This is a genomic window from Streptococcus sp. HMSC071D03, assembly GCF_001812125.1.
Taxonomy (GTDB): Bacteria; Bacillota; Bacilli; order Lactobacillales; family Streptococcaceae; genus Streptococcus; species Streptococcus pseudopneumoniae_N.
Window position 1 is genome coordinate 40289 of the sequence record NZ_KV807718.1, and the last position, 12189, is coordinate 52477.

Here is a 12189-nt window from a genome sequence, read left to right on the forward strand (position 1 = left end):
CTCTTCATCAGGACGATCCAGACTTGCTTAAGGGTCAAACTCGTGTTGTTCAAGCAGGCGTTGCAGGTGAGCGTACTATTTTAACGGAAGTTACGACCGTAGATGGCAAGGAAGACCGCCAAGTCAAATCTAATAGTATTACCCAAGAACCAGTTACCGAAATCATCGCAGTAGGTACTAAGGTAGACTCCACCTCAATCCCAAGTGAAGGTACTTCAAGCTTGGTCGAGGTTAAGCCAGAGTTAGAGGTGACGACAGAAACCGTTGCCTATGACACTCTTCATCAGGACGATCCAGACTTACTTAAGGGTCAAATCCGCCTTATCCAATCAGGCGTAACAGGCGAACGCACTATCTTAACCGAGGTCACCAAGGTTGATGGTAAGGAAACTCGTAAAGTAGTTTCCAATGAAGTCACCACCTCCCCTGTATCAGAAATTATCGCAGTAGGCACTAAGGTAGAATCTACCTCAATCCCAAGTGAAGGTGCACCAAGTCTTGTTGAAGAAAAACCAGAATTGGAAGTAACAAGAGAGCCAGTTCCTTATGATACTATTCAAAAGGAAGACCCAGACTTGCTTAAGGGTCAAACTCGTGTCATCAGAGCAGGAGTAGCCGGTGAGCGTACCATCTTAACCGAGGTGACGACTTTCGATGGCAAGGAAACTCGCAAACTGGTTTCTAATGAAATAACAACAGCCCCGATTCCAGAAATCATCCTTGTAGGGACCAAAAAAGAGCCTCTGCCTTTACCACAACCAAAAGTTGAAACCCAAACAATCCTCTACAAAACAATTTATCAAGCAGATGACAGTCAAGATGTCGGAACTAGGAAGACGAAAATTCATGGAGTCAATGGACAAGTAGAAACTACTACCCGATATACAAGAGATCAAACAAGTGGCCAGATTATAGAGTCTAGTACATCAAAAAACTTGGTGGAAAAGGTAGATGAGGTTGTTCTAGTTGGGACCAAACCAAGTGTAGAAACAAAGGTCATCGCAAATAATACGATATATGAAGCGGATCCGACACTTCCTTATCAAACAGAAAAAGTTGCTATTTCAGGTAAGGAAGGAATCGAAAAAACGACTACCAGCTACCAAGTAGATACTCAGACAGGTCAGGTTACAGAAAGAGATCACCAAAAAGAAGTAACAGCTCCGATTGATAAAGTTATGAAAGTCGGAAATGTCGAAACCGTCGTGACACCAATTCCAATCAAGGAGGAACGCCGTCAGGATCCAAGACTTGATAAGGACCTTGAAAAAGTAGAAAGCCAGGGCGATCCTGGCGAGACCACCACTACCAGAGTTTATGAAGTAAATTCTCAAACAGGTGAATTGCTATCACACACGGAAACAAGTGCTGTGACAAAAGCAATGAAGCCAAAGGTCATCTTGGTGGGAACCAAAGAAAACAAACCTCATCTTCTTCCAGTGAATACGGAGTTAGAAAATGCTATCGATGTACGACCTGCTAGCCAAGGAATGAAGGCTGTGGATTTGCTTTCCAATCCTTACGTGACAAATGTTCTCAGACCAAATATTCTGGGTCGAGATGTGATTAGTAAGAAGATTGAACTCAAAAAGACAAATCCTACTATTACAGATGATGAGGTTAGAGAAGTCCTTCGTAAAGAATATCTAGAGAGATTATCTATTAAAGATGCGCTTGAAGAAACGAAAAAGACCTTAGATACAGACCTTAAAAAAGTTGTAGCCTATAGCTTGAGTGTGCTCAGAAATACAGCGGAAACCAGAGCTAAGGTTCAGGCAGATCTAGAAGCTAATAAGGAAAAAATACTCTTAGGCTTGACCTATATCAATCGTTTCTACAATATTGACTTTGGCAAGACCAATATCCGTGATATTCTTGCCTACAATCCAAGCTCTTTTGGCAAGAAGGTTACGTCATTAGAATGGCTAACATCTCTAGGTTCAATGAGCTATGATGAGATGAAGCTGGTTAATAGTCCTCGAACATTTGAAACATACTTTGGAAAAGTAACAGATAAGTCAAGCCTATTAGACTTCCTTGACTATAACCGAACTACCTTTACAAATATGGATGGCGATACTTGGTTGAAGGATGCTACAAAAGCTATCGTTGTTGAGAAGAAATCTAAAGAAAAAACAGATGAAAATGTAAGTCTCTACACGAAATTAACCTCTGATCCTGCCAAGTATGGGGCAGAACCTCAACAGATTGATAATCGCAAACAATATAACATGGCAACCCTTCTAGGCCTAGTGAATATCAAGGAACCAAGCATCTATGCCATTACAAATATGGCAACCGTTTCTTACGGGAATATCGGAACTTATATGGATAGCTCACTGGCTCAGAGCAATCCTACCCAATATAAGACTGAATTGGAAAAAGTGAAGGCTCTGGTTGAATTGACAGCTGAGCGTCAGGCAGCTTATGTTGATACGCTTTATAGAATCACTAAAAAAGACAATCAATCAAAACTAGTAACCAACCGTTTGATTGTGGATACTATGAAAAAGTATACTAGCAAGCAAAATGCAGGCATCAAGGAAACCTGGTCTAAGGAGTTTGGTCCAGAGGCGGATAAGGGAGTCAAGGACTTCATGTCTCCGCTAGGCATGTATTCTCCGCCTCAATCAGTAGGTGCTGAGGCTAATGGGACTGGTGTTCGCTACTTTATTGATAGGGTTTTGGACGATCGAGGGTCAGCAACCTATTCTCATGAAATGACTCATTTGTTGGATCGCACAGTCCTCTTTAACAATTATGGTCGACGAGATGGTACAGGAGCAGAATTCTATGCACGTGGAATCTTTGAAAACTCCTACACTCCTGAAACGGATAGCTACTTTAACTTGAACTTTGTTTATGATGAGAGTGACAAAGAAAGTTTCTACAACAAAACACCAGAACGCTTTAAATCAGTCGCAGATTTGAAAGAATATATGCACGGTAGTTTCGATGTTCTCTATACTTTGGATTATCTAGAAGCTGAGGCAAGTCGAGGAATGTCAGCAGCGGATAAGGCAGTCTACTTTAAGCAACTCTTGCCGTGTGCGACAAGTGGTTCAAGAACTCCTGTTTCTTATCCAAATCCATCTGTCAAACCAACTCACCAGAGTGAGGAAATCAAGGCCTTGACAGAGGCAGATGCTAGCATGCTAGGCGATGTTCATAGTTTGATTGATAATCACATCGTAGTAAATCGCTATATTATCAAGGGGTTCACGGCTACAGGTAAAGTAGATGCCAATGGCTATTATACCGTTGATATGTTTGATACGATTTATGGTGTCAACGAAAATGACAAGGGGATGAGTGGCGATATTAGCTTTAGAAAACAAGCCTTTGAACTCATGGCAGGTCTTGGTTACTACGAAGGTTTCGTTCCTTATGTCTCTAATCAGTACAAGCAAGATGCTGAAAAAGAGAATCGTCCTTTGTCAGACCAGTACATCTTTGAAAAGATCTTAGTTGGTAAAACCTATGCTCAATTCAAGAAGGAACAAATGGATGAAAGGATTGCAAATATCAGTAAGTTGAAATCGATTACCATTGACTATAAAGGTAAGCAAGAAGTGATTGCCAGTCCTGAACGAATGAAGCAATTGATGGAAGAAGCTGTAAAAGAAGAACTTGCTCAGATTAAAGCAGGAAATATCAGCCAAAAACAATACCGTTTCATTGAAACTCCTGTTCAGAAGTTGAAAAAAGCTATATACAAGGCATATCTCAAGGAATCAAATGAGTTTAGAAATTCCATCTATACTTCTTAAGGGAAAGATAAGTCTATCATTAGGAGTTCATAGCAATTTTGCTACTCGGTAAGATTAACTAGTTAGCTAGGTTCGAGACAGAAAAACACCTTTTGAATTGCAAGTTTTCGCAGTTCAAAAGGTATTTTGTTTATGATGATAGACTGCTTTTTTCTTCAGAATAGCGTTGATAGAAGTCAACTTTCAGTTGGATAAAGTTTTCCAATTCGCGCAGGAGTTGGAGCAAGGTTGCGCGTGTTTCAAATTCTTCCCTTGTTTTAGGGAGGCTACGATTGCGAAATACCTGCAGGTAGCTTTCAATATCCTTTAATAAATCGTTGGCAGGATTGGTCTGACTGAGTTGATCCGCAATTTTAGCAAATAGCTGGGCAAGGATCAGGCTTTCGCTTGCGGCTAGATTACAGGTGTTGATTTGCTGGGCCATATTACGAAGAATGCGACTCTGTCTCTGTCTCATTTCGAAATAGTGGATATGATAGTCGGTCTGATGAAAGAGGTGGTCAGAGTGATCAAGATAGACCAGTTTGAGAGCTTCTTCAAGAAGCTGATCCAGTTCTTCAACGAGTTGGGCACGGTTACGACCATCGCCCTTTCCAAGATAATATTCAAAACGTTGTAAAATGTGTTTGAGTTTTTCTTCTACCTTGAGATGATAGAGATGGATTTCTTCTTGTCGAGAAGGCATATAGAGATTGACAGTCAAGGCAAATCCCGTACCAATAAGAAATAGGAGGAGTTCATTCACAAGAAGTTCTGGTGATGTAGACTTCTGAACCAAGAGATGACTGACCAAGACACTACTTGGGGTAATCCCAATTTCCCAGCCGAATTTGTAGGCAAGAGGAACATAGAGGGCCAAATAGAGACCGAAACTCCAGATATGGTAGCCAGTCAGGTGAAAGGAAAGGACACCAATGAAAAGAGCAAGAAGAGTTGAAAATAAACGATTACGAGCTAGCTTAATGGTGCTTCGACGGGTATCCGATAAGCTCAATAGAGCAATGATACCAGCGGACACTGCTGAAGATAAATCCAGAAAGTAGGCTAGAACACAGGCCAAACAGGTTGCCAGAACGAGTTTAAAAGTACGTTGGGTGATAGACATGAGACATTTCCTAAAATGAATGATAGAAACCAGACAAAACAAGCCCTAAATAGGCTTGCCTTGATTATTTATTGCGAGCAGAGGAAAATTCAGCTACTGCTGTAAAGAGGACATCTGTTGAGGAGTTGAGGGCTGTTTCGCAAGAGTCTTGGATAACACCGATGACAAATCCGACACCCACAACCTGCATAGCGATATCATTGGTAATCCCAAAGAGACTGCAAGCAACTGGGATAAGTAGGAGAGAACCTCCAGCAATTCCTGAAGCACCGCAGGCAGAGATGGCTGCAACGATACTGAGTACAAAGGCTGTTGCAAAATCAACTGAGATTCCAAGGGTATTGACAGCAGCTAGGGTTAAGATGTTGATGGTAACAGCAGCTCCAGCCATATTGATAGTTGATCCAAGTGGGATAGAGACAGAATAGGTATCTGGATTAAGACCTAGATCCTCACAGAGTTTCATATTAACAGGGATATTAGCAGCGGAACTTCGGGTGAAAAAGGCTGTGACTCCGCTGATACGCAAACATTTCCACACCAAGGGATATGGATTTTTCTTGATAAAGAGAAAAGCTATCAGAGGATTGATCACTAGGGCAACGAAAACCATAGTAGCAATCAAAAGTCCGAGTAGGATTCCGTAATTTGCTAAACTAGCGATACCTTGGTCTGAGATGGTTTTGAAGACCAAGCCCAGGATACCAAAGGGCGCAAGGTTGATGATCCATTCGACGATTTTTGAAGTCACACTGGCCATTGTTTTGAGTAGCTCCTTGCTATTTTTGCTAGCTTCTCGCATGGCAATCCCAAAGACGATAGCCCAAGACAAAATTCCGATATAGTTAGCTTCGATGATGGCATTGACAGGATTATCTACTATTTTTAGCAGAAGATTGCTGAGCACTTGTCCGATACCGTCTGGAGGAGTAACTTCTGTGCTAGCGCTACTCAAGACCATCTGAACAGGGAAGAGAAAGCTAGCCAAAACTGCTATAAGAGCCGCAGCAAAGGTCCCCAGCAAATAGAGGAAAATGACTTTTTTCATATTGCTATCTTGACCTTTCTGGTGTTGGGAAAGGGCGTTAGCGACTAAAGCAAAAACCAGGATAGGGGCGATGGCCTTTAGTCCTCCTACAAATAAATCTCCCAATAAACCGATGCCAGTTAGATTAGGAACGAGTAGACCTAGAATAGCCCCCAAGGTCATTCCGATTCCGATCCGTTTGATCAGATTTGTTTTGTTCCAAGCACGAATAATTCTTTTCATAAAGGTCTCCTTTTTGTGTATTGTTTATGATTATAGTATAAATATACTTGAAAAGCAAGTGTCTCATAGATTTTATTAGAATAAATGAATATTTATGAAAAGGATGGCTGGGAAGGATTTATGGTATAATGGATAGAAAAGGAGTTTTATATGCAAGAATTTTTTCAACGTTATCTGGATAAATTAGATCTAACAACTGTTTTAGAAAATCTCTTGACCAAGGTGATTTCTCTTCTACTTCTTATCCTTCTATCTTATATAGCTAAAAAGTTCCTCCATGTTGCTGTACGAAAGATTGTCAAACCATCACTTAAATTTTCAAATCGAGATGCTGGTAGACAAAAGACTATCTCTCGTTTGCTTGAAAATATTTTTAACTATATCCTTTATTTCTTCTTGATTTACTGTATCTTGTCTATCTTAGGGTTACCTGTTTCTAGCTTGCTTGCAGGTGCAGGAATTGCTGGGGTGGCTATCGGTATGGGGGCACAAGGTTTTCTATCAGACGTCATCAACGGCTTCTTTATTCTCTTTGAACGTCAGTTGGATGTAGGAGATGAAGTTATTTTGACCAATGGGCCTATTACTGTATCAGGAAAAGTAGTTAGTGTCGGAATTCGAACGACTCAACTGAGAAGTGACGACCAAGCCCTTCACTTTGTTCCTAACCGCAATATTACTGTGGTTAGCAATTTTTCAAGAAAAGAAGAGAACTGAAATTTTACTTGATTTATGGTACAATAGAAAGAGTTTGGTAAAGGAGAAACGATGTTTTTAGATAAGCAGTTAGGGAATGGTTGTACCTGGATTAATCTAGATGTGGAAATCATCAAAAATCTTGAAGACCTATCAGAAATCTATGGATTGGATAAAGAAACCATCGAATATGCGCTGGATAGAAACGAACGAGCCCACATGGATTATAATCGTGAAAACGGGACAGTCACCTTCATCTACAACGTTCTTGACTTAGAAAGGGACAAGGAATACTATGAAGCCATTCCTATGACCTTTATCGTGGAAAAACAACGAATGATTACCATCAGCAATCACAAGAATGCTTATGTCATTGATCAGATGCTAGGCTATCTTGAAAATCATGAAATCATTTCAATCTACAAGTTTCTATTTGCCGGTTTAGAGCTTATCAGCAATGCTTATTATCCTGTCATTGAACAGATGGATAAAAGTAAGGATGAAATCAGTGCCTTGTTGCGTCAAACAACCACTAAAAAAAATCTCTTTGCCCTCTCTGACTTGGAAACTGGTATGGTTTATCTAACGGCAGCGGCTAAACAAAATCGCCTCCTCTTGGAGCATATCCAGGGACATGCGCTTTATCGGAACTTTAACGAAGTGGAAAGAGAGCAGTTTGACGATGCTATGATTGAAGCTCATCAGTTGGTGTCCATGACAGATTTGATTTCCCAGGTTTTACAACAACTCTCAGGATCTTACAATAATATCCTAAACAACAATCTGAATGATAATTTGACAACCTTGACCATTATCTCAGTTTTGCTAGCCATTCTTGCAGTCATTACAGGATTTTTCGGAATGAATGTCCCTCTGCCATTTACAGAAGAGCCTAATGCCTGGATATATATTTTGATTGCTAGTTTAATTTTATGGGCAATCTTGGCTCAGTATCTAAAGAAAATTGCTAGAAACTAAAAAATAGAAAGAAAAGGAGCCAGAATGGCGATTGAAAATTATATGCCAGATTTTGCTGTGGAAGCAGTTTATGATCTGACAGTCCAAAGCCTGCAGGAGCAGGGGATCAAGGCTGTTTTGGTTGATTTGGACAATACCCTGATTGCTTGGAATAATCCAGATGGAACAGTAGAGATGAAGCAATGGTTGCATGATTTGCGAGATGCTGGGATTCGTATCATTGTAGTATCCAATAACACACCCAAACGTGTCAAACGAGCAGTTGAAAAATTTGATATTGACTATGTTTATTGGGCACTGAAGCCCTTTACTTTAGGAATTAACCGTGCCATGAAACATTTCCACTATGAAAAAGACCAAGTGGTCATGGTAGGCGACCAGCTGATGACGGATATTCGAGCAGCCCACCGAGCCGGCATTCGCTCGATTTTGGTTAAACCCTTGGTCCAGCACGACTCTATTAAGACTCAGATTAACCGAGCGCGTGAGCGTCGTGTCATGAGAAAAATCGCTGAAAAGTACGGCCCTATCACTTATAAAAAAGGAATCTAATTATGGAAGAAATTCTCTGTATTGGTTGTGGAGCAACCATTCAGACGGAAGATAAGACTGGTTTAGGTTTTACACCTCAGTCAGCACTTGAAAAAGGTTTGGAAACTGGAGAAGTTTATTGCCAACGTTGTTTCCGTCTTCGTCACTACAATGAAATCACTGATGTTCAGTTGACAGATGATGATTTCCTCAAACTCTTGCACGAGGTTGGAGATAGCGATGCCTTGGTGGTCAATGTGATTGATATCTTTGATTTCAATGGCTCTGTTATCCCAGGATTGCCACGCTTTGTGTCAGGTAATGATGTGCTCTTGGTTGGAAATAAAAAAGACATCCTTCCTAAGTCTGTTAAGCCTGGTAAAATTAGCCAATGGCTCATGGAACGTGCCCATGAGGAGGGTCTTCGTCCAGTCGATGTCGTCCTAACTTCAGCGCAAAATAAGCATGCCATTAAGGAAGTCATTGACAAGATCGAGCACTACCGTAAGGGACGTGATGTTTACGTAGTTGGTGTGACCAATGTCGGGAAATCAACCCTTATCAATGCCATTATCCAGGAGATCACGGGTGACCAGAACGTCATCACAACTTCACGCTTCCCAGGAACAACCTTGGACAAGATTGAGATTCCGCTCGATGATGGTTCTTATATCTACGATACGCCTGGAATTATCCATCGTCACCAGATGGCTCACTACTTGACGGCTAAAAATCTCAAGTATGTCAGTCCTAAAAAGGAAATCAAACCTAAAACCTACCAGCTCAATCCAGAGCAAACCCTATTTTTAGGTGGCTTGGGACGCTTTGACTTCATTGCAGGAGAAAAGCAAGGATTTACAGCTTTCTTTGACAATGAACTCAAACTTCATCGTACCAAGCTTGAAGGGGCTAGTGCTTTCTACGACAAGCACCTTGGAACCCTTCTAACACCACCAAATAGCAAGGAAAAAGAAGACTTTCCAAAACTAGTCCAACATGTATTTACCATTAAGGAGAAGACAGACCTAGTCATCTCAGGTCTAGGCTGGATCCGCGTAACAGGCACCGCCAAAGTCGCCGTCTGGGCCCCAGAAGGCGTTGCCGTCGTCACACGAAAAGCAATTATTTAAACACAGAAAGGAAAGAGTTGTCTAAATTTGGGCGAGCATGGCGAGCCCCATAAAGAATACTTTTCGCGTGGTGTTAGTTGGTACAAGTGATTGTACCAACTGCGGAAAATTTGAGACCTTAGGCTCAAATTTTAGTCATGAAAGTCCGAAGGACTTTGCTGACGTCCGTCACCACTTCAGAAAAGTATAAAAAGAAACTCCTTTATTTAAGAATATGTCATTAACATCGAAACAACGTGCCTTCCTCAACAGCCAGGCACACACCCTCAAACCTATCATCCAAATCGGGAAAAATGGACTCAACGACCAAATCAAAACCAGCGTTCGTCAGGCACTTGATGCCCGTGAATTGATCAAGGTCACTCTCTTGCAAAACACAGATGAAAACATCCACGAAGTAGCTGAAATCTTGGAAGAAGAAATTGGTGTGGATACAGTCCAAAAAATCGGTCGTATCTTGATTTTGTATAAGCAATCAAGCAAGAAAGAAAATCGTAAGATTTCTAAAAAAGTTAAAGAAATTTAAAAATATACTCCAAAAAACTGTTTTTACAGAAGACTAAAGGAGATTAGCCTATGGCAATCGAACTATTAACTCCCTTTACAAAAGTGGAGTTAGAGCCAGAAATAAAGGATAAAAAACGCAAACAAGTCGGTATCTTGGGTGGAAATTTTAACCCTGTTCACAATGCCCATCTTATCGTGGCAGACCAAGTGCGCCAGCAGTTGGGATTGGATCAAGTTCTGCTCATGCCTGAGTATCAACCGCCTCACGTAGACAAAAAGGAAACCATCCCTGAGCACCATCGTCTCAAGATGCTTGAATTGGCAATTGACGGAATTGAAGGTTTAGCTATTGAAACCATTGAGCTAGAGCGCAAGGGCATTTCCTACACCTACGACACCATGAAGATTCTGACAGAGAAGAATCCAGATACCGATTATTACTTTATCATCGGTGCTGACATGGTAGACTATTTACCCAAATGGTATAGAATTGATGAACTGGTCGACCTCGTTCAGTTTGTAGGAGTTCAGCGACCACGCTACAAGGCTGGGACTTCTTATCCAGTCATCTGGGTGGATGTGCCCCTCATGGATATTTCATCTAGTATGGTGCGTGATTTCATCGCCCAAGGACGCACACCCAACTTTCTCCTACCCAAACCAGTGCTAGACTATATTGAGAAAGAAGGGCTTTACTGATGGCATATCAAGACTATATCAACTGTTCGCGTGAAGAATTGTTGGAAAAAATGGCAGAGCTCCTACCTGAAAAACGTCTAACCCATTGTTTGGGTGTAGAGCGTGCGGCCATAGAATTGGCTCAGCGCTTTGGTGTGGATGTTGAGAAAGCTGGTTTGGCAGGTCTCCTTCATGACTATGCTAAAAAGCTATCAGATCAAGAATTTTTAGACTTGATAGATCGTTATCAACTTGACTCTGATCTTAAAAACTGGGGCAATAATGTCTGGCATGGCATGGTCGGCATTTACAAGATTCAGGAAGATTTGGATTTACAAAATGCTGAAATCCTACGAGCTATTGAAATCCATACAGTCGGGGCTGACCAGATGACTGATCTTGATAAGGTTATCTATGTCGCAGACTATATAGAGCATAATCGTGCCTTTCCTGGAGTAGATATTGCACGTGAGATTGCTGAGCTATCGCTCAATAAGGCAGTGGCCTACGAAACAGCTCGCACTGTGGAGCATCTAGCTCATCAGGGATTCCCCATCTATCCCCAAACCCTTGAAACCTATAACGCCTATGTGCACTATTTAAAAGAGGATTAAATGAAGACGGCTTTTATCATTATTGATGTACAAAATATTTTAGTGAAAACGGGGTTTCAGACAAAAGGTCTATTGGAAAAAATTTCTTATTTACAAAACCAAGCTAGAAGTAAGAATATCGAAATTATCTATGTTCAACATATTGAGAACCCTGAAGCCCAAACATCAGAAGATTGGCAGTTATCTGCGCTTTTAAATCGAAAACCTGATGAAAAGGTCTTTCAGAAGAAGTATAATAGTATTTTCAAAGAAACTGGTTTAAAAGAATACTTGGATAAACAGGGGATTAAAAAATTAGTTTTATGTGGTATGCAGACAGAATATTGTGTGGATACCTCTGTCAAGGTTGCTTTTGAATATGGCTATAAGCTTATTATTCCAGAAGGAACTTGCACAACGTTTGATGGGGATGACATTCCAGCTGAAACGATAAATGAATTTTATGAGGACATTTGGGAGGAGCGCTTTGCAGATGTCCTAGATTACAAATATATTTTCTAGAAAGAGGACTAAATGAACGAAAAAGAATTACTAGAACTAGTCGTGAAAGCGGCTGATGAGAAACGTGCGGAGGATATCCTCGCACTTGACGTACAAGATTTGACCAGTGTGACAGACTATTTTGTTATTACTAGCTCTATGAATAGCCGTCAGTTGGATGCTATCGCTGACAATATCCGTGAAAAAGTAGCTGAAGCTGGCTTTAAAGGTAGTCATGTTGAAGGCGATGCAGCTGGAGGCTGGGTCCTATTAGACCTCGGTAGTGTCGTAGTGCATATCTTCTCAGAAGAAATGCGTGCCCACTATAACCTCGAAAAACTATGGCATGAGGCAAATTCTGTAGACATTTCAGAAGCCTTAGCATAGAAGATGAACTCAGTTGTAATCAACTGGGTTTTATTTGCTTATG

General features: G+C 41.0%; 12 protein-coding genes. 10 read left to right on the forward strand and 2 right to left on the reverse strand.

Features of this window, described 5'->3' with window-relative positions; genetic code table 11:
* Nucleotides 1-3770: ZmpA/ZmpB/ZmpC family metallo-endopeptidase (locus HMPREF2837_RS02870; protein ID WP_075230620.1), on the forward strand; the 3770-nt coding region annotated here is incomplete at its 5' end.
* A gap of 130 nt (nucleotides 3771-3900) precedes the next feature.
* On the opposite strand, the gene HMPREF2837_RS02875 is transcribed toward HMPREF2837_RS02870, so the two are convergent.
* Both HMPREF2837_RS02875 and sstT read right to left on the reverse strand, forming a co-directional pair.
* A complete protein-coding gene (locus tag HMPREF2837_RS02875; protein ID WP_049549261.1) occupies nucleotides 3901-4875 on the reverse strand; it encodes an aromatic acid exporter family protein in 975 nt (324 codons plus the stop codon).
* 64 nt (nucleotides 4876-4939) lie between these two features.
* Nucleotides 4940-6145 carry a serine/threonine transporter SstT gene (gene sstT, locus HMPREF2837_RS02880; RefSeq protein ID WP_049549262.1) on the reverse strand — a complete coding sequence of 402 codons (1206 nt, stop codon included), beginning with the start codon at nucleotides 6143-6145 and terminating at the stop codon, nucleotides 4940-4942.
* 150 nt (nucleotides 6146-6295) lie between these two features.
* On the opposite strand from sstT, the gene HMPREF2837_RS02885 reads away from it, so the two are divergent.
* The 9 genes from HMPREF2837_RS02885 to rsfS all read left to right on the forward strand — a co-directional run bounded on the left by HMPREF2837_RS02885 (nucleotide 6296) and on the right by rsfS (nucleotide 12146).
* Complete coding sequence (locus tag HMPREF2837_RS02885; RefSeq protein ID WP_049549263.1) at nucleotides 6296-6862, forward strand: mechanosensitive ion channel family protein; 567 nt, start codon at nucleotides 6296-6298, stop codon at nucleotides 6860-6862.
* A gap of 51 nt (nucleotides 6863-6913) precedes the next feature.
* The gene (locus HMPREF2837_RS02890) at nucleotides 6914-7819 is read left to right on the forward strand and encodes a magnesium transporter CorA family protein (RefSeq protein WP_049508908.1); all 906 of its coding nucleotides are present in this window, start codon (nucleotides 6914-6916) and stop codon (nucleotides 7817-7819) included.
* 24 nt (nucleotides 7820-7843) lie between these two features.
* Nucleotides 7844-8371 carry a YqeG family HAD IIIA-type phosphatase gene (locus HMPREF2837_RS02895; RefSeq protein WP_049503426.1) on the forward strand — a complete coding sequence of 176 codons (528 nt, stop codon included), beginning with the start codon at nucleotides 7844-7846 and terminating at the stop codon, nucleotides 8369-8371.
* A gap of 2 nt (nucleotides 8372-8373) precedes the next feature.
* Nucleotides 8374-9480, forward strand: a complete 1107-nt coding sequence (gene yqeH, locus HMPREF2837_RS02900) for a ribosome biogenesis GTPase YqeH (protein ID WP_049549264.1) — start codon at nucleotides 8374-8376, stop codon at nucleotides 9478-9480.
* Nucleotides 9481-9694: 214 nt separating this feature from the next.
* A complete protein-coding gene (yhbY, locus tag HMPREF2837_RS02905; RefSeq protein WP_000060171.1) occupies nucleotides 9695-10006 on the forward strand; it encodes a ribosome assembly RNA-binding protein YhbY in 312 nt (103 codons plus the stop codon).
* Nucleotides 10007-10056: 50 nt separating this feature from the next.
* The gene (locus HMPREF2837_RS02910; protein WP_036759262.1) at nucleotides 10057-10686 is read left to right on the forward strand and encodes a nicotinate-nucleotide adenylyltransferase; all 630 of its coding nucleotides are present in this window, start codon (nucleotides 10057-10059) and stop codon (nucleotides 10684-10686) included.
* Nucleotides 10686-11279, forward strand: coding sequence for a bis(5'-nucleosyl)-tetraphosphatase (symmetrical) YqeK (yqeK, locus tag HMPREF2837_RS02915; RefSeq protein WP_049549265.1), 594 nt, complete (start codon nucleotides 10686-10688; stop codon nucleotides 11277-11279). The genes HMPREF2837_RS02910 and yqeK overlap by 1 nt, the downstream gene beginning before the upstream one ends.
* The gene (locus HMPREF2837_RS02920) at nucleotides 11280-11780 is read left to right on the forward strand and encodes a cysteine hydrolase family protein (protein WP_049549266.1); all 501 of its coding nucleotides are present in this window, start codon (nucleotides 11280-11282) and stop codon (nucleotides 11778-11780) included.
* Nucleotides 11781-11792: 12 nt separating this feature from the next.
* Nucleotides 11793-12146: a ribosome silencing factor gene (gene rsfS, locus HMPREF2837_RS02925; RefSeq protein ID WP_049529957.1), complete on the forward strand. Its 354-nt coding sequence runs from the start codon at nucleotides 11793-11795 to the stop codon at nucleotides 12144-12146.
* Nucleotides 12147-12189 lie beyond the last annotated feature (43 nt).